This is a genomic window from Paenibacillus cymbidii (assembly GCF_004764705.1).
In the GTDB taxonomy this organism is placed as follows: Bacteria; Bacillota; Bacilli; order Paenibacillales; family NBRC-103111; genus Paenibacillus_AN; species Paenibacillus_AN cymbidii.
In genome coordinates, this window is sequence record NZ_SHLX01000019.1 from 11,696 (window position 1) to 31,815 (window position 20,120).

Below are 20,120 nucleotides of genomic sequence, written 5' to 3' on the forward strand. Positions count from 1 at the left end.
TTACCGCATCGTGGAATCGGACAATGTTCTTGACAACCGACAACATACGATAACAATTCTTATGTAAACTAGCTCCTCGATCACTTAATTAGTTTACATAATATATATTATCGGACTCATCGGCAATGCCGCAATCTCGACCTTCATAATTGAGATATATCAAAAAGCCCTGTCTACTGTTGCATTCGCATCTGCTCCTCATGCAGAGCTTTTCAATATTTGGTTTTTCATTGAATGCATCCAGATGCTTTTCAAAAATAGAAATGGTTTATTCCGGAGCACCTAATTCAACTAATCGCCAGCACTAGCGATCCCGTTCAATGTTCAATCGAACTTCCGTATATGATCTCATATATGAATTGATATTTACCATGTGACGCGTTCACGTTTAATTTTTGTTGCTTATACTTTTGCGTACTTTTGCGGGAATATATTTCGCGAAATTCATTCATTGCTGCAGGACACTTCGAATTTCGGCTTATGTCGGCCTAAGATTGCCTGTGTTGACTACTTGTCTTTTCATGTTTGTGAGTCAGTGTGCTTGCAACTTGCGCACAAAATACGATTTTTGTGTATATTACTATTATTTAGCATTATTACTTTACAAGAACGAATGTTCCGGTGTATATTTAATGTAGTTAACGAAAGGCGGTGAACAATGAAAATGAATGTCATCAAGGTGCAAGATCTGAAATTGCTGGAACGCCGTCTCCCCTTATTCCCCTGGTTTGTCGGGCAATTCATCCAGCACAAGCTTGTCGATCATTCCCCTTCTACTCTTTTGGAATACTCGCGCGATTTTGAGTCGTTCTTTCGGTGGCTCATCCAGGAAGGGCTAACTTCTTCCCCATCACCGGAGCTTGTCGACATCCAGGATCTCGAGAAACTGACGGTTGAAAACATCGATACTTTCAAGCTACATCTGCAACTGAGGACTCAAAACAGCATAACAACACGCGAACGAAAGCTTGCTTCGCTCAAATCCCTGTTTCACTATTTAAGCCAGATTGCTGAAGACGACGATCATTATCCACTCATGAAACGCAATGTGATGGCGAAGCTCAAGTCACGGCGCATGGCCGATTCGCAGTTGATCGCTTCCCGTCTGCAAGGCAAAATTCTCGATGACGACGAGGAAATTGCCGCCTTCTGCTCATTCGTGGAACGGGATTATGTAGCCCGGATCAGCGATAACCCTCAAGCGTTGCATTATTACCACATGAACAGAATCCGCGATACGGCGATTATTACGCTTATTTTGTCCTCCGGCATGCGCGTTTCCGAGGTGGTCAATCTGGATCTCCACGATATCGATATCACGAAAAAAATGGCCCATATCTACCGGAAAGGCAGCACGGACCCGGATTCGAAGCAAAGCGTCTTTTTTACGGAAAACGGCCGGAAAGCGCTGCTCGATTACTTGCCCATCCGCTCGAACCTCTATCCCCATCATCGCACGGAAAAAGCCTTATTCCTGGCGGTTTCAAGAGGATCCGGGCAAGCCGGACGGATGTCCAAACGCGCCATTCAACAGATGGTGAACAAATACGCCTCCGCCTTCGGCAAACCGATGCTGACTGTCCATAAGCTGCGGCATTCGTTCGCGACGAGCTACTATTTAAAAAACGATATTTACAAAACCCAGCGGCAGCTCGGACACGCAAGTATGGACACAACCGAAATTTACGCGCAACTGACCGATAAAACGATGGAAACAGCGATCAATCGCTTATAAGGGGCAAATCAATATAGAGTTCTCAACGCTTCAACTGTAAAAGGTTTCCGTTCATCGAACCGCCCGTTTCGGATTTTCATCGCCCATTCCGGGTCGACTAACAACGAACGCCCAACAGCTACCAGATCAAATTCATTTCGTTCAAGTCTTTCGATCAAACCATCAAGACCGGTAACCTCGGATACTTGACCGGGAGCAAAGGAGCCAATGAATTCTTCGTTCAGCCCTACGGAGCCGACGGTAATGGTCGGTCGTCCAGTCAACGATTTGACCCACCCTGCCAAGTTTAAGTCAGAGCCTGCGAATTCCGGCTCCCAGAATCGCCGGGTCGAACAATGGTACATGTCGACACCGGCAGCTGTCAGCGGCTCAAGGAACGATGACAATTGCTCCGGCGTTTCCGCCAACTTTGCCGTATAGTTGGCGTTTTTCCATTGCGAGATACGCAGAGCAATCGGAAAATCGGGACCAACTGCATGTCGAATAGCACGAATGATTTCTACTGCAAAACGCGTTCGTCCCTCGAAGCTGTCCCCGCCGTAGCGGTCCGTTCTCCGATTGGTTTGTTTCCAGAAAAATTGATCGATCAAGTAGCCGTGCGCTCCATGAATTTCGATCCCGTCGAATCCGAGTAATTTCGCATGGGCAGCCGCTTGGGCGAACGCCTCGATCACGGAAAGGATATCCGATTGACTCATCGGTTCGCTTATTTGATTGCCTGACAGATCGATACCGGATGGCCCAACAGGGAGAGCTTCCGGATGCGGAGGATTGCCGACTTTCCGTGCCATGCCGACATGCCATAATTGAGGGAAAATGCGCCCGCCCGCTGCATGCACTTGCTCCACAACAGATGACCACCCGTCCAAAGCACGCCCGTAAAATTGGGGCACGTTCGGATGGTCGGCTGCCGAGGGATGGTTGATGACTGTTCCCTCCGTTACGATCAGCCCCACCCCATTCTCGGCACGACGACGGTAATACTGGGCAACATCAGCGCCGGGCATGCCGTGGGGGGAAAACGTTCGAGTCATAGGCGCCATGACGATTCGATTTGGAAGTGTCAACTTGCCGATCGAATATGGCGTAAATAAAGGTTGTACGGTAGGGGGAACGGCAATTGCGTTCTCTTTTGATTCATTGGACATGATGATGGAATCCTCCTGGTCCGATCTCCTCTTCATTTTCAACATTCAAGCTGCTGGCCTTCTCTACTGCTTCTGGTCGAGCAAGTGCGTCGTCAGATCGTCCAACGCGCTGGACCAGCCGTCGTAAAAGTACTTATCGCCGGGGTAACCGGCGCATCCGCGCAAGTGGAAGATCATCTCGGTACGGTCGCCATGTGCGGCAAGGGTCAAGGTCACGACAGGGGAATTCTCGACAGGAGCATCAGGATCTCCCCAAGTGAAGACGAGCCGTTCGAAAGGAACGACGTCGAGAAACACGCCTCCGGTGTGATACTCCTCGCCGGTCTGTGCGTTGACCATCGTGTAGCGGTAGCGTCCACCTTCCCGGACGTCGAAGGAGATAGACTCCAACGGTGTTGAAGGTAACCAGGCGGCAAGTTCCTTCTTCTCGGTCCAGGCGCGCCATACGAGCTCTCGGGGGACATTCAGGTTGCGGGTGATGGTGAACTCCGGTGCGGATGAGGTCATTTTCATTTTTCCTCCTTAGTGGTCATGGTCTTGAGGTGATCTTCGAGTGCGTCGAAAATCTGGTTCCACTCGCGGCGGTGCTTCTCGACCCAGGCCGATACCTCATCGAGAGGGTCCGTGCGTATCGTCAAGGTCCGCCACTGCGCGTTCGCTGTGCGTTCGATCAACCCTGCTCGTTCCAGCACTTTGAGATGCTGGGAGATCGCCGGTGCACTTATCTCGAAGAGCTCGGCAACCTCCCCGACTGTTGCGGTCTTCTGTGACAGTCTGGTCAGGATGTTGCGTCGCGTCGGATCGGCGAGCGCAGCGAAGATGAGGCTGAGTGTATCCTTCGCAGTCATTTAAACGACTCCTTAATTAAGGATGATGTTAAATATATACCACAATACGTAGTCATGTCAAGAAGAGTGAGCGTGGGTTAAATGTTGTTTACGCCGTTAAATATGGCCGCATCCTCCTTCTGCTGCAGACTATACAGCAAGATGGCTTGTTGGACGAACAACAAGTTCATTTTGAAGGAGTAGCCGACAAAAAAATCGGAAGCGATCGCATCAGCACTGACTTCTTCGCCGCGGAAAAAAGGCGGGCACGGATTCAGAATCGCCTGTTTGTTCGCCAAGTTCATTTTCTCCATTGTGATCTGGTATTTGTCGATATACTCGTTCGTGCGAAACAATTCCGGCAAAGCGTCCGTCAGGACGACATCGCTGTTCGGCAAAGCTTCCTCCAACTCGGTGTAATAGTTGTAGTTGCGGCTTTCGGCCGCCACCTCTTGTCCGCGGATGCAAACATGGTTAAACCGGAGGTCCATCACTTGTGCCGCCTTGGCCCACGATTTGCAAATATTCCCCGCCGGTCCCACGAATGTGAAGACAAGCTCCCGAACATCCCCTTTCCGCTTTTGAATGGCATACAGGTCGGACAATATTTCGCAAGGATGATTGTCCGATGTCATGGCGTTGATAATAGGAATAGCCGAATGAGCGGCCAATTGTTTTACTTTCCCGTCATCGGGATGCCTGATAATGAGCCCATCCGCCCAGTTTTGAACGTATTGTGCAACATCATGCAGCGATTCCCTCTTGTCCAGCGTTTCCGGAGGGAATAGCAGACATTCTCCGCCCAAATCCTTGATGCCTCTTTCGAACGCTATTCGTGTCCGCAGACTCGATTCGGGAAAAAATAACAGGAACAGCTTCCCGTTCAACCATTTCTCGGCTTTCCTTACGCTTGCCTGATCGGCCAGCTTGAAGATTGCGGTCACTTGATTAGAGGTTAAATCCCCGATTTCCAACAAATGCATTCTTCATCACCTGCTCTTAATCGTATTTTTATAAATTATAATGTATTTATATACAATACCAAATGATTCCGATTGCATGCAAGCAAAAAAAAGCCTACGAAGACGCAGGCTTGCTTGTTGCTTCATAATACGGTGCAGGCCGCTAACTGCCTGCCTCCCAACTGTGGCGGCGCAGTTCGGTCGGTGTCATGCCGGTGAGACGTTTGATGGTGCGGGCGAAGTGGTAGGTTGACTTAAAGCCCGACCGGTTGGCGATTTCGCCAACGGTAAGTCCCGTCGAGCGCAGCAACTCCACGCTGCGTTCAACGCGAAAGCGCCATAAGTATTGCGTCGGCGTCATCTTGGTTTCGCGCTGAAACAGCCGAATCAAATGCTCCGGCGAAACATTCGCCGCCTCCGCCAGATCGGCAAGCGCCAGCGAATCCCCGTAGCGATCGGCTACTGCCTTTTTGGCGAGCTGCACAGCGGGATGCTGCCGCATCACCGATTCCCTGCTGCCGCATTCCGCCGCATACGCAAGCACCGCAGAACGGCCGAGCGCACAAAGCAGCTCCCGTTCTGCGGGGGCAAGATCGCGCCCCCCAAGCGACAACACCAGATCGGTAAGCTGATTGATTCTATCGGAAAGCGGAATGAACGGAGGAAGCGCCTCCAATGCCATTCTTGTCGCCGTCGGGAGCACGGAAACACGAACATGAATATACCGGTGCCATGTCGATTGATCATGCGCAAACTCGAAACGCTCGGTTGCGCCCGGCAAGAGCAAGGCGACATGCCCTTGGGGCACGATGTAGCTAGTATCGTTCACCCATATTTTCGCCCGCCCGGTGTGGACAAGCACAAGTTGTATGTGTACTTGTACACGCGGACCAAACGTTCCTCCCGGCCTGTATTCGACCGCCCCGGCAACGGCAAATGCAACTGTCATGGCCAGCGTTTCGCCGGTATCCTGATCTTTTTCCGCCATCCGCACACACCCGGTTCCACGCGATTATTCAAGTGCTATTTTTTTCTTCAAATCTTCACGAACGATGGACGAATCGTGACGGATGTAATGGCAAACGTACGAACGTCTCCAGCGATCCGCCGAACGGTTGCGGTTGGATGAATGAATGAGCAAATTGTGGAAAATAACGATGTCGCCTTTCTCCATTTCAAGCGGCACCTCTTTACTCAGGTCGGCTCCTTCCGTTTCGTACGTCCACGCTTCATGCTCCTCCAGGTTTTTCACCTTGCCATGGTCGAGCAATCCAAGCTTGTGGCTGCCGGGAATCGCCCACAAACAACCGTTCTCCGTATCCACGCGCTCCATCGCAACCCAAGCCGCGATCAGCGTGTTCGGGTCATTGCGAATGTAGTAATAGTCCTGATGCGCCGCTTGTCCGGGCGAACCTGGCTCCTTGTAAAAGTACATGCTTTGCACACCGACCGCTTCGTCGCCCAACAATTGGGCCAGCGCGCCGCGGACAACCGGCAGCTTCATCATTTGCAAAGAAAATCCGTCATGCAGATGCGGGTTGAACAGTCGCACGGCAAACCGCATGTGTTCCGGGAATTCCATGCTCCCCCGTTGCGGTCGCGCCCACGCCGGCATATGTTCAAGATCGGCCGAACGAATCGAATGGATATGCGCGTTGTACGCGTCGATCAAATCGTCGCTGCACGCCTTGCGAAGCACGATGAATCCATCCCGTTCGTAGTTCTCTACTTGTTGTTGCGACAGCGGCGCGAGTCTTGCCTGCTTGATCACGAGCAATCCCTCCAGGTATCCATGTAGGCTTGGCGTATGTGATGCAGCCAGCTACATATAAGCGTAAAGGAATCGCTTCCGATTAGAAATGCTTCCAATCAACCAGTTTGTGTCTGCAATTGATATGTTAGCAGGATGCAGCCGAAAATGCCATCGTTGCGTCGCCGCCCGCTTGTAAACCGTTTGCTGCTTCATGCACCGGCTAAAATAGCGGCGAATGCGTTTGCCATATCATCGATCAGCGCCTGCGGTTCCTCCAGGCCGGAATAAAGGCGAACCAGAATGCCCGGTTCGCTTCTTCCCAGCTCGGACAGCGGCGCAATCACGAGCACCAGACTTTCGTAGCCGCCCCAGCTGCAGCCGTTGCGGTAATACCGCAGCGCGTCCGCCCAAGCCTGGGCCTGTTCGAGCGGTACGTCCCACTCGAAGGACAACAAGCTGCCAAAGCCGTCCATCTGTTGAATCGCCAGCTTATGCTGCGGATGGTTCGGCAATCCCGGGTAATTAATGCGGTTAATGAAAGCCAGGCCGCTCAAATAGTCGGCCACGATCCGCCCCGTCTGCCGGTACCGCTCCATACGCAGAGGCAGCGTTCGCAAGCCGCGCAGCATCAGCGATGCCGTGTGCGCCGTCATGACGCCGCCGAGCAGCACACCCTCCTTCTCCAGAATACGCCGGATGTTGTCCCGCGATCCGATGACTGCCCCGCCCAGCGCGTCGCTGTGGCCGCCGACATATTTGGTCAGCGAATGCACGACAAGATCGACGCCCAGCTCCAAGGGGCGCTGAAAGCAAGGCGTAGCCCACGAATTGTCGAGGATCGTGGTCAATCCGCGGCGTTTGGCCAATGCCGCACAAGCCGCTATATCCTGCAGCTCGAAAAAAAAGCTGGTCGGGCTCTCCAAATACAGCAGCACGGTATGTTCCAAGGTGGCGGCTTCGAGATCCGGCAGCGACGCGCCGTTGACGAATGTCGTACTCACGCCGAAGCGAGGCAACCAGCCCTCAAGGAACGCCCGGGTTCCGGTATAGACTTGATCCACGCAGACAATATGGTCGCCTGCCTGGACCCGGGACAATATCGCCGCGGAAATCGCCGCCATGCCCGAAGCGCAGCAGCGCGCGTCCTCCCCGCCCTCCAACTCGGCCAGTTTGCGCTCCAGCTCCCGCACGGTCGGGTTGGTGCCGCGGCTGTACGTGTACGGATTGGCCGGCTGATGATAGCCGGCAAAACTGAACAATGTGTTCTGATAGATCGGGAACGTCACCGCTCCGTGATGGCGTTCGTCATGCTCGTCGTGCGCAACTGTCGTATAAATCGCCGGTTTCATGCCCGACATGTCCGATTCCTCCCGGATGCTTACAACTGAAACGACTCGCCAGCGGCCATAAGCCGTACGTTTGTCTGCGGGGCCAATTCGACGGTTTTGTCGAGAAACAGCTCGAGATCGCCGCCGGAATTCCCGGGCAGCATCCAGAAGTGGCAAGGCACCGCCTGCTTCGGCTGCAGGATAGCCACTGCTTCCGCGCCGTCCGCCGCATCCATGTTGCCATAGCGGCCGTTGATCGGCACGAACAGCAGATCGATGCGGAACTTGTCGCGGATGGCGGCGAATGCCGTACGATCCAGGCACGTATCCCCCATATGGAAAATCGTGCGGCCGCCGATTTCGATCACGATGCCGACGGCGTCCGGCGCATATTCGCCATGATCGGCGAATACGCCATGAATCCGGATATCGTTGTGCAGCAGGTGCTCCGCTCCGTCATGCAGGTACAGGATGCGATCCCGGGCAACGCCGAGCTCGCCCAACAAGGCGGCGGATTCGGGCGGAGCGTAAAAGGGAAACGCCTTGTCGCGCAAGGCGGGAATCAGAAACGCATCGAGATGATCCTCGTGGTGATGGGTCAACAAGTACGCTTCGAGCTGCAGCGCATCCAATTCGTCGGCGTCGAGAAGCGCCGGCGTCAACCGTTTGAATTTGATCCCGATGCGGGTTTCGCACAGATCGGAAAGATAGGGGTCGACGATGACATAACGTTGCGGATACGTCTTGATCAACACGCCGGCCTGCCCCAAAAAACAAACCAGCGTTTCCCCTTCCCGCAGCTTCTGGTTGCGCAGTCGGTTGAAGAGCGTTTCCATGCGGCCGGCCTCCTTATTTTTCCTTCCAATCCTCGCCCCAGCCCGCTTCTTTCTCCGCGTTCGACGCCCAGCGTCCTTGCAATTGCACGTCCCGATTGCCTTCCAGCTGCGCGGCAGCAGCGGCGGCAAGCTGATCGGGATCGAGCTGGAAATGGCGGAACAAATACGCGTTCGACGCCGCCTGGCCGTATACGTCCCGCAGGCCGATCCGCTTGAACGGCACCGCCGCCCCGTGCTCCGCCAACGTTTCCGCAACCGCGCTGCCGAGCCCGCCGATAATGCTGTGGTTGTCCAGCGTCAGCAGCAGCTTGCAGCTCTCGGCCATGTGCAGCACGCCTTCCGTATCAAGCGGCTTGATGCTCGGCGTATGCAGCACGGAAGCGCGAATGCCGTTCGCTTCGAGAATCGCCGCCGCCTGCAGCGCCCGTTCTGTCATCAAGCCGGACGCGATGAAGCCGACATCTCCGCCATGGCGCAGCAAGTAGCTCTGATTCAACTCCAGGCGGAAGGCGGCCGGGTCGAACAAAACCGGCAGCAGCCCGCGGCGCAGCCGCAAATAAACGGGACCGGCAACTTCGGCGGCGAGCCGGACCGCTAGCTCGACTTCCGTCGCTTCGCCAAGATCGATCACCGTCATGTTCGGCGTCGCCCGCATCAAGGCCAAATCGTCGATCGCCTGATGCGATGCGCCGCCCGGGCTGGATATGCCGGGCATCATTCCCACAAGCTTCACATTCAGCTTCGGGTACGCAACCGACATCGCAATCTGGTCGAAGCAGCGGCGCGTGAGGAAGCAGGCGAAGCTGTGCGCGAACGGAATTTCCCCGGCGCGCGCCAAACCCGCGGCCACGCCGACCATGTTCTGCTCGGCCATGCCCATACTGAAGAAACGCTGCCGGTGCGCGCTGCGGAACAGATCGGCCTCTGTTTGCGAGGTGAGATCGGCGCTGAGACAGAGCACCTTTTCGTTGCTGCCGCCAAGCGCCGCCAATGCGTGGCCGTACGCTTTCATCCGCGTGGGCGCCTTATCCTTGCCGTCGTACAAACAAGCCTGACTCGCATCGATCATACCGGCTCCGCCCCCTCTCCGGCGATTTCCCGCAGCGCGTCCGCCGACTGCTCCGGCGTCCAGCGCACATAGTGCACATCCGGTTTGCCGTGCAGCGAAGAAACGCCATTGCCCATGATCGTGTTCGCCACAACGATTGTCGGCCGCCCGTCCGGCGCGAAGCCGCCGGTCAAGCTTTCCAACACGACTTGCAAGTCGTTGCCGTCGATTTCGAGCACCCGCCAGCCGAACGCCTGCCACTTCTCGGCAATCGGCAATATGCCCGTGACATCCTCGATCCGGCCGTCCGCCTGCACGCCGTTCACGTCGACGACGACCAGCAAATTATCGAGCTTGTGGTGCCCCGCGACCATCGCCGCCTCCCACGTTTGGCCTTCCTCCAGCTCGCCGTCGCTCATATACACGACCGTGCGCCAGACATGGCCGCGCAGCTTGGCGGCAATCGCCAGGCCAACGCCTTGCGACAAGCCTTGCGCCAGCGAACCGCCGGTAATTTCGATGCCGGGCGTCATTTCGCTGCCGATCATTTCGATGACGCTGCCGTCCGCGCTGTAGGTATCCAGCATCGCCTTGTCGAAGAAGCCGAGCTTCTCCATCGCTGCGTAGACCGCAATGGCGTAATGTCCGACGGACAGCAGGAACCGGTCGCGGTCCGCCCAATCCGAATCGTGCGGATCAAGACGCAGCACGCGATAGAACAGCGTCGCCATCACTTCCGCCGAACAAAATCCTTGCGCAATATAACCGCCGCCCGCCGCTTCCGTCATGCGGACAACCGAACGCTTCAGCTCCTTGACCAGCTCTTCCAGCGGTTCATCGGCAACGATGCCGCCGGGCCGTACCTCGTTGTAGTTCAACATGTCGCCCTCCATTTAAATAAGACTGCCGCCGTTGACGCGCAGCACCTCGCCGGTGATGTAGCCGGCCTTGCGCGGATCGCTCAGGTAGAGCGCCGCCTCCGCCATATCCTCCGGCGTGCCGAGCCGTCCGACCATCGGGCGTTTGGCGACTTCGCGCTTCTCTTCTTCCGTCGCCGCCAGCATCGGGGTGTCGGTCGGTCCGGGCGAGATGACGTTGACGCGGATCGATGGCGCTCCTTCGCGGGCGAGCGACTTGCTCATCGCGATGACGCCGCCCTTCGACGCCGCATAGTGGGCGGCAGCGCGAATGCTTCCATATTCGCCGGCGGTCGAAGCGATGTTGACGATCGAACCGCCGCCTGCCTCGCTCATCATTTTCATCGCTTCCTGACAGAAGAAGAAATTGCCTTTCAAGTTGATGTCAACGGTGAAATCCCATTGATCCTCCGTCACCGCGCTGTACGGCGAATCGTGCCAAACGCCGGCGCAATTGACGAAAGCGCGAGCCGGGCCCAACGTTGCTTTCACTTCCACCATCCATTCGCGAATCGAAGCGATGCGGCGACTGTCTACCACACCGGCCAACACCTCGCCGTTTCCGAGCAAAGCTTTCGTTTCGTCCAGCCCTTTGGCCGACACGTCGCAAATCGCCAGCTTGGCGCCTTCCCGCGCAAAGGCGAGCGCCACCGCACGCCCCATGCCTCCTCCCGCTCCCGTCACAACTACAACAACATCCTTGAAATTCATTTGGCTTCCTCCCGCTTGGCTCATGATCGCCAATCATTGTGAATGGTTAACAGATGACTATTTACAATGCCTAGTTCTTTCATTATAATGTAGGAAACCAAATCCAATTTCCCCAGAAGGAGATCGACCTATGTTAAAGAAGAGTGCCGACCGGTTTTCCCGCAGCTTGTTCGCCCGCGATATATTGCAGCATTTGCGGCTCGGCATCATCACCGGCGAATTGAAAGCCAACCACCGTCTTGTCGAAAGCCAGCTGGCCGAAGAGTACGGCGTCAGCCGCGGCCCGGTCAGAAGCGCGATTCACGCCCTGGAGCAGCAAGGGCTCGTTCGTTCCCTGCCGAGCGGCGGCGCGGAAGTGGTCGGCTTCTCGCAGAAGCATGCCATCGACCTGTTCATCGTGCGCACCCAAATGGAGCAGTTCGCCGCCCAATTGATGATGCAGCGCTCCGACCTGGACACCGGCATCCTGCACAGCATTACGAACGACATGGCGAATGAGCCTTCCATCGAGAAGCTTCACGATCTGGATATGCAGTTCCATCTCGAGTTCATGAAGCTGGCCGACAATTGGGCGCTCTTGCAGTCGTGGGTGACGCTCAGTCCGATCATCTCCGACATGCTTACTTTCACCAACAGCCTGTTCAAGGACTATCATCTCGTTGCCGCCAACCATAAGCAGTACGTCGAATTCATCGAGAAGCGCCAGCTCGAGCCACTGCTGCACAAGATCGTCGTCAACTTCGAATTCCCAAAAAAACTGATCTCCGAACGGTTTGGCGGCTTTTTCGCCGACAATAAGTAACGGAGCACGGTTTCTTGCATGCGTCAGGAGTTCCGCCGCCGTTCCGGCCGGATCTCCCGATGCCGACGCGGAGCGTCCTCCCGGCTAGCGGCCGATTTCCTCCGGCAAGTGTGCCGTCCGTGCATACAGATCGCCGTCCAGCGACATCAATTGCTCCAGATGCTGCTTCCTTCCTTCCCCCGCCGTGGCGATCATCGCCGGTCCGTAATACTGATGCCTGCGGCTGTGGGCATGTTGCACCGAATAAACCTTCAGCTCTTCCAGATCGTCGAACCGCTGGCTCAGATTGAGCGTAAACATGCGGCGTTTGCTGCCGCCATTCCAGGAGGAATGGAACGTATTGTGGTTGAACAGCAGCAAATCCCCCGGTTCGATGGCAATAATTTGCGCCGGCACCTCATCCCCTTCCAAGCCCCAGAACGTCTGGCTTTTCGCCGCTTTCAACTTGATCTCGTCCGCATAAAGGTCGCCCAGCCGATGGCTTCCGGGGATGACGCGCAGCGCGCCATTCGAACCGTCCAGCCGGTCGAGGTAAAAGGTGATTTTGATATGCGTGCGCTTGCGGTTCTCGCCGTCGGGATGCCACCGGGTCGGGCCGGAATAATAAGCCCCGTCGCTGCCCATATAATTAAAATCCGCCCCAAGCAGCTGCACGCAAACGTCATTGATCCGCGGATCGTCCAGCAAGCCGCTTAACGCTTCGCTTTTGTCGATGAACGGAACGACGCCCGTCGTTTTGCTGCCGTCATGCTTCTCCCTGGCGTAATGGTCCAGAATGGCCGTATATTCCGCCGTCATCCATTCGATTTCATCGCGGAACAAGCCGGGCAGCTTCAAATACCCGAACGTCCCGAAGAAGTCGATTTGCTGCTGCGACAATCCCATCTTCCCCATCCTCCTCATCCGCATCCGACTGCGGCTTTGCTTTTTACCCTTTGATCGAACCGAGCAGTACGCCTTTGGTAAAATATTTTTGCAGGAACGGATAGACCAGCAGAATCGGCGCCATGCTGCCGACCACCGCGGCAATTTTCAGCGACAGCGACGTGGTCGAGCTATAGTCCAGCACACTGGCGCCGGCGATGAGCGGCGAGCTCCGTCCTTTTTCGAAAAAGTTGGTGAAATCGCGCGTCATCATGCCCTGCAAATACGTTTGCACCGGCACAAGCTTCAAATCGCGCACGAAAAAGGCGCCGCGAAACCAGTCGTTCCACTGAGTGACGGCGACAAACAGCGAAATGGCGGCAATGAGCGGCAGCGAAATCGGAAAAATAAGCTGTGCCAATATGCGCAGCTCGTGCGCGCCGTCGATGCGCATCGATTCCTTCAGCTCCTCGGGAATTTGCTGGAAGAACGATTTCATCACGATGCAATTGTAAATGACGAACATCGACGGGATGACGTAAACGCTGAACGTATTGATCAACCCGAGATTGCGCAAGTTCAAATAATCGGGAATGAGCCCGCCGCTGAAAAACATCGGAATCAGCATGTAGATCATGACCCACTTGCGCCCGGGCAGCCGTTTTTCGGCCAGGCCGTAGCCTACGAGCCCGGTGATGAACACGCTGGTTACCGTGCCGATGACGGTTTTGAGGATCGTAATTTTGTAAGCGCCGAGAATGAGCTTGTCGGTAAAGATGCTGGCGAAGTTGGCAAGCGTAAACGCCCGCGGGTAGAAGGCTATCCCGCCCCGCACCGTATCCGTTCCTTCATTAAAGGACAGAATCAGCATGTACAGGAACGGATAAAACGTCAGAAACCCGACGATTGCCAGCAGCGCGTAATTGATCGTATCGAACCACAGGTCCTGTCTGCTCCTGATGTTCATCCCCACCCACCTCCGATGCCGGATATGGCGCCAGCCTGCTTTACCATAGTCCTTCCAGCCCTTTCTTTTTGATCGCATAGTTGACGGCCAGGACGAGCGCCAGCTGGATGACCGACGAGAACAGGCCGATCGCCGTGGCGACGCTGAATTGCGACTGCGCCAGGCCGAGGCGGATGACGTAAACGTCGAGCACGTTCGACACTTCCAGGTTCGACGGATTGACCAGCGGATAAATTTGATCGTAGCCGGCGCTGAGCAGCATCGGCATGTACAGGATGAGCAGGATCGTAATGACCGGCATGATGCCCGGGATGTTGATATGCCAGATGCGCGCGATTCTGCCCGCGCCGTCCAGCATCGCCGATTCCACCTGCTCCTGGCTGATATTCGTCAATGCCGCCAAATAGATGATCGTGCCCCAGCCGATATCTTTCCAGATGGCGCTCACCACGATAATGAAGCGAAAATATTCGGGTCGGCCCATGAAGCTGATTTGACCTGCGCCAAACAGCTGCAGCAGGTTGTTCACAACCCCCGTATCGAGCGCCAAAATGACCTGCAGCATGTAGGCGACGATGATCCAGGAAATGAAATGCGGCAAGTAGCTGATGCTTTGAATCGTCCGTTTGAACTTCATGCTGCGCAGCTCGTTCAGCATCAAGGCGAGTACGATCGGCGCGGGAAAACCGAAGATAAGCCGGTAAACGGTAATGTACAGCGTGTTTTTGATCGTTTCCCAGAAATACGGGTCGCTGAGAAAATAAAAGTTGTCCCAGCCGATCCACTTGCTGGCCCATACGCCGGTGAAGATGTCATAATCCTTGAAGGCGATCAGCACGCCGGCCATCGGCAAATAGGCAAACAAAAACAGCAGCACGACGCCGGGAAGGATCATGACATAGTTCCAGCTGTAGATGCTGGCCATTCGGTTAAACTTGCGCTGTTTCATGCCCGAAGCTCCTTACCGTTGGTTTGTCGAACCCGATGCGGAATATCCGGCAAAAAAGACCAAGGCGGCCGTCGCAATGGCTCCGAGCAGCCACCTTATCTTCCTGGCTCAAGCGAACGCGGCTTATTTTTTGGCGGCGATCCATTCCGCTTTGGCGGCGGACCAGTTGCCTTGCTTCTCGAGCTGCGTTTGATACTGCTCCCATATTTTTTTGAAATCGTCGTCGTTTTTGGCCAGAATCAGCTTGGCGAAATATTCCGTGTCCAGTTTGGCCAGCGTCCCGAAGTTTTTCAGCCATACGCCGTCGGCCGGCATTTTCACGTTGTAGTAGGGTTTGAACTTGACGATATACTGCTGAGGCGCGTAAAACTTGTGCATATCGAAAATCCAGAACAGCTGCGGCTCGGCTGCCTTGTTGAAGTAGTTGAGGTCGAGGTCGAATGGCGCCAGATTGACGATGGAGGAGAAGCCCAGCTCGTTCATTTTTTTGTAGTCGCCTTTTTGCTGCGCGTCGCTCAGCTCTTTATCCGTAATCACGTAATTCGGTTTTTTCGCGGCCGGATCCCAGTCCCAGAACTCGCCGTACGGGCCGTAGTACATTTCCCAGCCGCGCGACACGCCTTTTTCCGACGACCAGTCCGCATACTTGGCTACGGCGTCCGGGTTTTTGCTGCGCGTCGTTACGAAGGCGCCGGTGGTGCCGAGCGGGTTGTACGTGTCCATGACGCCGAGCTTGGAAACGCCGGGGGCCATCGGGAATTTGATTTTCAGCAGATCGGTGACCGGGCCTTTGCCGGCGGTAACGGTGCCCCAGAAGCGCCACGCTTCGTCGGCGACCAGCGCGACCCGCTGGTTGGTCAGCTTCTGCTGCAGCTGCTCATCCGCTTGCGAAGCGATTTCCGCATCCAGCAAGCCTTCGCGGTTCAGCTTGTTCAGCCAGGTCAGCGCCTGCACGAGCCGCGGATCGTCGCGGTAATGCAGGAAGCTGCCGTTCGCCTGCTGCTCAAAGCCGTTGCCGGCCGTCGTGACGCCGAACGCGGTGGCGACTGTTTTCCAGAAGCGCAGCTCCTTGCCGGCGGACATCGGAATGATCTCGTTGCCGTTCTTGTCTTTCAGCTTCGCGGCCTTGACCGCTTTCAAATAATTCTCGAAGGCGTCCAGCGACGTCAAATCTTCGGTTTTCATATTGACGGCGGCGAGCGTCGTCGGGTTGACGTACCAGCCGGCAGCGGCCCAGTAGCCATAGATCGAATTCGGGTCCTCGTACCAGCCGGCGGGGAACTGATAAATATGGCCGTCCGAATACCGGTAGTTATCGAGCACTTCCTTCGGAATTTTCGCCAAGTTCGGATACTTGTCGGGCTGCGTAAAATAGTTGTCCAGCGGAATGATCGCGCCGGCCTTCAGCAGCTTCTCCGTCCAGTCGAAATTGATCGAATCGGTCCAGATGACGTCCTCCCAGTCTTTGCTGGCCAAACGCAGATTGAAGTTTTGCTCCTTGTCGCCTTGCGTGTAATTGACCGTAAAGGACACGCCCGACTTCTTGGCGATCGACAGCCCGACTTTCGTGTCGGAAGCTTTCGACGTCAACAGCCCCTGGGGCGGCGCAATGCTGCTCCAGGCGGTAAGCTCGATGAATTTGCCCGCTGCGGGCGTTGCGCTGGTAGCCGCGCTTGCCGCAGGGGAAGCCGAGCTTTTCGTATCGCCGGCGGGAGACGGCGACCCGGAAGAATTGCTTTTGCCGCCGGAGCAGCCCGTCACCGCAACCATCACAAGCACCAACAAACCATACCACCATCTCTTCAAACCATTCACCCCTTTAATGGAAAAATGATGAGAAATGATAACGCTTTCACTTGAGGTTCAAAAGAAAATCCGCCCTACCGATCTGCATCACCTGCGAAGCATGTTACCGATGTGCGAATCGACTATTTTGCATTGTTTACTTGTCACCTGTTAACCGAATAGCTTAATCATAAGGTTCCCACTTTCGGTTTGTCAACACAATTCTTTCGTGGTTTCTCACGGCAGTTTGTCGAAAACAGGCGTATTTTGCTGCATCCGAACGAGCGTTTGCGCAAAGAAAGGGATTGACAATTGGAAAGGATTTGACTACGCTTGAAGCATTACTTGTCATCTGGATGACTGTTAACCGAATTAACGGCGATCGGATGATGGTTACCTATTTTGAGCGAAGTGGTGATTATATGGCGGTTGCGCATCCATCGGGACTCCCTGTCGATCGCATCTCGAAGATCGAAACATTTCGCTGGCAAGCCCAGAGCAACATTCTTTGGGTGGAAATTACGACGGAAAGCGGCTTGGTTGGATTGGGCGAAACCTACTACATTCCAAGCGCCGTCGAATGCGTCATTCACGATATGGCGGCGCCCCTGCTGCTCGGCGAAAACGCGTTCGATATCGAAAATCATTGGAACACGCTGTTCTGCTGCGCCAACTTCCACGGGTATGCCGGATCGGAAATGCGCGCGTTTTCGGCGATCGACATCGCCTTGTGGGACATTCTCGGCCAGGCGGCCGGCATGCCGATCTACCAGTTGCTGGGAGGCAAATGCCGGGACCGCATTCGGGTGTACAACACCTGCATCAACGGCTTCAAGTACACCGACATGGACGATACGTTCGCGCGTCCCGGCGAGCTGGCCCAGAGCTTGCTCGATCAAGGCATTTCGGCGATGAAGATTTGGCCGTGGGACCGGTTTGCCCCGCAAATCCGCAGCAAGGCGGCGACGGGGCCGGCGGGATGGTCGGCGGTTGGGCCGGCCGGCAGTTACATCAGCAGCGAAGATTTGAAAAAAGGGCTGTGGGTCGTGGAAGAAATTCGCCGCGCGGTCGGCGACCGGATGGACATCATGATCGAAGGCCACTCCCGTTGGGACTTGAACTGCGCGATCAAGATCGGGCGCGCGCTCGAGCCGTACGATATTATGTGGCTGGAGGATATGATGCAGCCGGACAGTCCGGGCGATCTCGCCCGGTTGGCCGACAGCGTGCGCATCCCCTTATCCGTCAGCGAACGGCTGTTCACCCGCTACGGCTTCCGCGCGATTCTGGAAGCGAAAGCCGCCCATGTCGCGATGATGGACGTCGTCTGGACCGGCGGGATCACCGAAGCGAAGAAGATCGCCACGCTCGCCGACACGTACCATCTATCCGTTGCTCCTCATGACGGGACGGGGCCGGTGACCGTATTTTCCAGTCTGCATATTTGCGCCAACGCCTCCAACGCGATGATGATGGAAACGGAGCGCGCGTTTTATGACGGCGGGTATTACAGCGAATGCGTGACCAATAATTTGGCGGTCAAGGATGGCTTCATCGCCTTCCCGGAAACGCCCGGGCTCGGTACGGCGCTGCGAACGGATTTTAAAGCGCGCGAGGACGTTCATTCCCGCGTTAGCAAAGGAGCTTGAATATGCTGCCGCACATCCATGGACTTAACGGCGATATTCGCAACGCGGAAATCGCGGTTCCCGCTGCGGGCGCGGCTCCCCGCCTTCGCAGCGGCGCCGCGCCCGGAGGCCGCGATATCGATTTGAAGCGGATGGCCGAATGGGCGCTGCACTATTTGATCGAAACGCCGCGCAGGGAGCTCGGCTATGAACCCGTCTTCCAGTGTTACCCGCTGGAATGCCCGCCGATTCCGCCCGGCACGGACGTTGTGGTCGCCTGCGACACCGACGCGCGGATGGACTGGGAATGGTACTACATGCGCGACATGACCGGCTCCGATCGGGGACGGGACGTGGAAGCTGCGTTTCATCGCCGCATTCGCCAATATATCGATGCGGAAGGCAAAGTTTGGGCGCATGTCGGCTGCTACAACGAAAACTTGACCGAAGCCGAATACGGCGAAGACGACAACGTGATTCACGTATGGGGCGCGACCAAAATTTTGAAAAGTTTGGCCGAGGACTACACGCGCACCCGAAGCGAGGAATCGCTGGCCCTGGCCCGGAGCGTGATGAACGCGCTGAAGAAGCTGGCGGTATGGGAGCCGGAAGGCTGCTGCTATTTTCCCGGCGGCATGGGGGCAATCAATCGCGATTTGACGGTTGTGCCGAACTTCTGGAACAAACACCCCGCGCCGATCGTCGAACCGCTCGTTTCTTATTGGCTGGCTACCGGCGATCCGGATGGGCTCGCGTTTGCCGTTGCGTATGCGGAAGGGATGATCCAAGGCGCGCAGCCCGGCGGCATCGTGTTCCGGGAAGACGGCAGCGTCGACTACGGACCGGGTCATCCGCACAGCCATGCGACGATGCACGCCGTCTGGGGAGTCGCCCATCTCGGCTCGGAGCTGGGAGAGCCGCGTTACATCGAGTTCGCCAGGAAGGTGTGGGACTGGATGAACCGGCGCGGCACCGGCACCGGCTGGTTCCCGGCCATGCCCGACAACTGCAACGAAACGTGCCTTTTGTCCGACATGATTTCTATCGCCTGTCTGCTCGGCCAGAGCGGGTATCCCGAGTATTACGACGCGGCCGAACGGTTCATGCGCAACTACGTGCACAACCTGCAGTTCATCATGACACCCGCTTTCGAGCAGTATTACCGCGAGCGGAACGCCGGCGCAAACGAAGCCGACCTTGCCGCGGGCTTGCGCGAGCTGCGCAAGTTTCAGGGCGGCATCATCGGCGGCTCCGGTCTGAACGACTACGAAAACGAGCTGCTCGGCGGCGTCAGCGGCTTCAAAATGTTCGGCTGCTGCGCGCCCGAAGGGATGCGCGCCATCTATACGATTTGGTCGAATGCCGTCGAACGGCGGGATGCGGGCATTTACGTGAACTTGGGCTTCTCGCGGGAATCCGAATGGTGCGAGGTGGTTTCACTGCTGCCGGACGAGGGGAGCTTGCTCGTACGAACGAAGGTGGCCGGCCGCTTCTTCCTGCGGCCGCCGCATTGGGCGCCGCAGGAAGAAGTGCGGGCCTTCGTCAACGGGCAGCCGGTTCCGGCGGCGTGGTCCGGCGTTTATCTCCGCTTCGACGCGCAGGTGGGCGACGAATTGGCCCTCTCCTATCCCCTGCTGCGGTTTACGCAGGAGGTGGGCGGGCTCTGGAGCCAGGAGGCGAATCGCCCCGACCTGGTCATGCGGTTCGAGTGGCTGGGCAACACGGTCGTCGCTGCCGACCCGCCGGCTGTCCGGACGGCGCTGTTCGTCGGCGCGCCGCGCGATTTGCCCGTATGCGAGTGCCACCATTAACGCAAGAGGCGCCAACTAACAAATTTGCTTCTGTGTGAAATAGGCCCTA

Annotated in this window: 19 protein-coding genes; 4 read left to right on the forward strand and 15 right to left on the reverse strand. The window is 56.2% G+C overall.

The features are described 5' to 3' along the window. Positions 1-658: 658 nt before the first annotated feature. On the forward strand, positions 659-1,735 hold the full coding sequence (gene xerS, locus EXY20_RS23925) for a tyrosine recombinase XerS (RefSeq protein WP_328592588.1): 1,077 nt from the start codon (positions 659-661) through the stop codon (positions 1,733-1,735). An 8-nt stretch (positions 1,736-1,743) separates the two neighbouring features. Here the strand turns inward: xerS and EXY20_RS23930 are convergent, their stop codons facing one another. The 11 genes from EXY20_RS23930 to EXY20_RS23980 all read right to left on the reverse strand — a co-directional run bounded on the left by EXY20_RS23930 (position 1,744) and on the right by EXY20_RS23980 (position 11,265). Continuing rightward, positions 1,744-2,883, reverse strand: coding sequence for an NADH:flavin oxidoreductase (locus tag EXY20_RS23930; RefSeq protein WP_135554744.1), 1,140 nt, complete (start codon positions 2,881-2,883; stop codon positions 1,744-1,746). A gap of 63 nt (positions 2,884-2,946) precedes the next feature. Then, a complete protein-coding gene (locus EXY20_RS23935) occupies positions 2,947-3,396 on the reverse strand; it encodes an SRPBCC family protein (protein ID WP_235886169.1) in 450 nt (149 codons plus the stop codon). Further along, on the reverse strand, positions 3,393-3,731 hold the full coding sequence (locus EXY20_RS23940) for an ArsR/SmtB family transcription factor (RefSeq protein WP_135554648.1): 339 nt from the start codon (positions 3,729-3,731) through the stop codon (positions 3,393-3,395). The genes EXY20_RS23935 and EXY20_RS23940 overlap by 4 nt, the downstream gene beginning before the upstream one ends. 77 nt (positions 3,732-3,808) lie before the next feature. After that, on the reverse strand, positions 3,809-4,693 hold the full coding sequence (locus tag EXY20_RS23945; RefSeq protein ID WP_135554649.1) for an ornithine carbamoyltransferase: 885 nt from the start codon (positions 4,691-4,693) through the stop codon (positions 3,809-3,811). Positions 4,694-4,835: 142 nt separating this feature from the next. Continuing rightward, positions 4,836-5,660 (reverse strand): helix-turn-helix transcriptional regulator, encoded by an 825-nt coding sequence (locus EXY20_RS23950; protein ID WP_135554650.1) that lies wholly within the window; start codon positions 5,658-5,660, stop codon positions 4,836-4,838. Positions 5,661-5,684: 24 nt separating this feature from the next. Continuing rightward, the gene (locus EXY20_RS23955) at positions 5,685-6,443 is read right to left on the reverse strand and encodes a phytanoyl-CoA dioxygenase family protein (protein WP_235886170.1); all 759 of its coding nucleotides are present in this window, start codon (positions 6,441-6,443) and stop codon (positions 5,685-5,687) included. A gap of 191 nt (positions 6,444-6,634) precedes the next feature. Beyond that, the gene (locus tag EXY20_RS23960) at positions 6,635-7,783 is read right to left on the reverse strand and encodes a trans-sulfuration enzyme family protein (protein WP_235886171.1); all 1,149 of its coding nucleotides are present in this window, start codon (positions 7,781-7,783) and stop codon (positions 6,635-6,637) included. A 20-nt stretch (positions 7,784-7,803) separates the two neighbouring features. Then, positions 7,804-8,589 carry an MBL fold metallo-hydrolase gene (locus tag EXY20_RS23965; protein ID WP_135554652.1) on the reverse strand — a complete coding sequence of 262 codons (786 nt, stop codon included), beginning with the start codon at positions 8,587-8,589 and terminating at the stop codon, positions 7,804-7,806. Between the two features lie 13 nt (positions 8,590-8,602). Continuing rightward, entirely contained in the window at positions 8,603-9,658 is a 1,056-nt protein-coding gene (locus tag EXY20_RS23970) for a transketolase family protein (RefSeq protein WP_135554653.1), read from the reverse strand. Continuing rightward, positions 9,655-10,518 (reverse strand): transketolase, encoded by an 864-nt coding sequence (locus tag EXY20_RS23975; RefSeq protein ID WP_167859471.1) that lies wholly within the window; start codon positions 10,516-10,518, stop codon positions 9,655-9,657. Before EXY20_RS23975 ends, EXY20_RS23970 begins: the two co-directional genes overlap by 4 nt. Before the next feature lie 12 nt (positions 10,519-10,530). Then, a complete protein-coding gene (locus tag EXY20_RS23980) occupies positions 10,531-11,265 on the reverse strand; it encodes an SDR family NAD(P)-dependent oxidoreductase (protein ID WP_167859472.1) in 735 nt (244 codons plus the stop codon). 130 nt (positions 11,266-11,395) lie between these two features. On the opposite strand from EXY20_RS23980, the gene EXY20_RS23985 reads away from it, so the two are divergent. Continuing rightward, the gene (locus tag EXY20_RS23985) at positions 11,396-12,067 is read left to right on the forward strand and encodes a GntR family transcriptional regulator (RefSeq protein ID WP_135554656.1); all 672 of its coding nucleotides are present in this window, start codon (positions 11,396-11,398) and stop codon (positions 12,065-12,067) included. A gap of 84 nt (positions 12,068-12,151) precedes the next feature. Here EXY20_RS23985 and EXY20_RS23990 read toward each other — a convergent pair whose 3' ends face one another. The 4 genes from EXY20_RS23990 to EXY20_RS24005 form a co-directional block, all read right to left on the reverse strand. Then, positions 12,152-12,952: a phytanoyl-CoA dioxygenase family protein gene (locus tag EXY20_RS23990; RefSeq protein ID WP_167859473.1), complete on the reverse strand. Its 801-nt coding sequence runs from the start codon at positions 12,950-12,952 to the stop codon at positions 12,152-12,154. Positions 12,953-12,995: 43 nt separating this feature from the next. Continuing rightward, complete coding sequence (locus EXY20_RS23995; RefSeq protein ID WP_167859474.1) at positions 12,996-13,898, reverse strand: carbohydrate ABC transporter permease; 903 nt, start codon at positions 13,896-13,898, stop codon at positions 12,996-12,998. A gap of 40 nt (positions 13,899-13,938) precedes the next feature. Continuing rightward, entirely contained in the window at positions 13,939-14,847 is a 909-nt protein-coding gene (locus tag EXY20_RS24000) for an ABC transporter permease (RefSeq protein ID WP_135554659.1), read from the reverse strand. A 123-nt stretch (positions 14,848-14,970) separates the two neighbouring features. Beyond that, positions 14,971-16,653, reverse strand: a complete 1,683-nt coding sequence (locus EXY20_RS24005) for a type 2 periplasmic-binding domain-containing protein (RefSeq protein WP_135554660.1) — start codon at positions 16,651-16,653, stop codon at positions 14,971-14,973. Between the two features lie 401 nt (positions 16,654-17,054). Here EXY20_RS24005 and EXY20_RS24010 point away from each other — a divergent pair, with 401 nt between their 5' ends. After that, complete coding sequence (locus EXY20_RS24010) at positions 17,055-18,281, forward strand: mandelate racemase/muconate lactonizing enzyme family protein (RefSeq protein ID WP_167859475.1); 1,227 nt, start codon at positions 17,055-17,057, stop codon at positions 18,279-18,281. A 2-nt stretch (positions 18,282-18,283) separates the two neighbouring features. After that, a complete protein-coding gene (locus EXY20_RS24015) occupies positions 18,284-20,071 on the forward strand; it encodes a glycoside hydrolase family protein (protein ID WP_135554662.1) in 1,788 nt (595 codons plus the stop codon). Positions 20,072-20,120 lie beyond the last annotated feature (49 nt).

What these genes read in the sequence shown, in the direction of transcription:
- EXY20_RS24010 (WP_167859475.1), top strand. Translation starts at nt 17,055, where the DNA reads ATGGCGGTTGCGCATCCATCGGGACTCCCTGTCGATCGCATCTCGAAG.
- EXY20_RS23950 (WP_135554650.1), bottom strand. Translation starts at nt 5,660, where the DNA reads ATGGCGGAAAAAGATCAGGATACCGGCGAAACGCTGGCCATGACAGTT.
- EXY20_RS23970 (WP_135554653.1), bottom strand. Translation starts at nt 9,658, where the DNA reads ATGATCGATGCGAGTCAGGCTTGTTTGTACGACGGCAAGGATAAGGCG.
- xerS (WP_328592588.1), top strand. Translation starts at nt 659, where the DNA reads ATGAAAATGAATGTCATCAAGGTGCAAGATCTGAAATTGCTGGAACGC.
- EXY20_RS23995 (WP_167859474.1), bottom strand. Translation starts at nt 13,898, where the DNA reads ATGAACATCAGGAGCAGACAGGACCTGTGGTTCGATACGATCAATTAC.
- EXY20_RS23960 (WP_235886171.1), bottom strand. Translation starts at nt 7,783, where the DNA reads ATGTCGGGCATGAAACCGGCGATTTATACGACAGTTGCGCACGACGAG.
- EXY20_RS23930 (WP_135554744.1), bottom strand. Translation starts at nt 2,883, where the DNA reads ATGTCCAATGAATCAAAAGAGAACGCAATTGCCGTTCCCCCTACCGTA.
- EXY20_RS24000 (WP_135554659.1), bottom strand. Translation starts at nt 14,847, where the DNA reads ATGAAACAGCGCAAGTTTAACCGAATGGCCAGCATCTACAGCTGGAAC.
- EXY20_RS23965 (WP_135554652.1), bottom strand. Translation starts at nt 8,589, where the DNA reads ATGGAAACGCTCTTCAACCGACTGCGCAACCAGAAGCTGCGGGAAGGG.
- EXY20_RS23975 (WP_167859471.1), bottom strand. Translation starts at nt 10,518, where the DNA reads ATGTTGAACTACAACGAGGTACGGCCCGGCGGCATCGTTGCCGATGAA.
- EXY20_RS23980 (WP_167859472.1), bottom strand. Translation starts at nt 11,265, where the DNA reads ATGAATTTCAAGGATGTTGTTGTAGTTGTGACGGGAGCGGGAGGAGGC.
- EXY20_RS23940 (WP_135554648.1), bottom strand. Translation starts at nt 3,731, where the DNA reads ATGACTGCGAAGGATACACTCAGCCTCATCTTCGCTGCGCTCGCCGAT.
- EXY20_RS23945 (WP_135554649.1), bottom strand. Translation starts at nt 4,693, where the DNA reads ATGCATTTGTTGGAAATCGGGGATTTAACCTCTAATCAAGTGACCGCA.
- EXY20_RS23985 (WP_135554656.1), top strand. Translation starts at nt 11,396, where the DNA reads ATGTTAAAGAAGAGTGCCGACCGGTTTTCCCGCAGCTTGTTCGCCCGC.
- EXY20_RS24015 (WP_135554662.1), top strand. Translation starts at nt 18,284, where the DNA reads ATGCTGCCGCACATCCATGGACTTAACGGCGATATTCGCAACGCGGAA.
- EXY20_RS23990 (WP_167859473.1), bottom strand. Translation starts at nt 12,952, where the DNA reads ATGGGATTGTCGCAGCAGCAAATCGACTTCTTCGGGACGTTCGGGTAT.
- EXY20_RS23935 (WP_235886169.1), bottom strand. Translation starts at nt 3,396, where the DNA reads ATGAAAATGACCTCATCCGCACCGGAGTTCACCATCACCCGCAACCTG.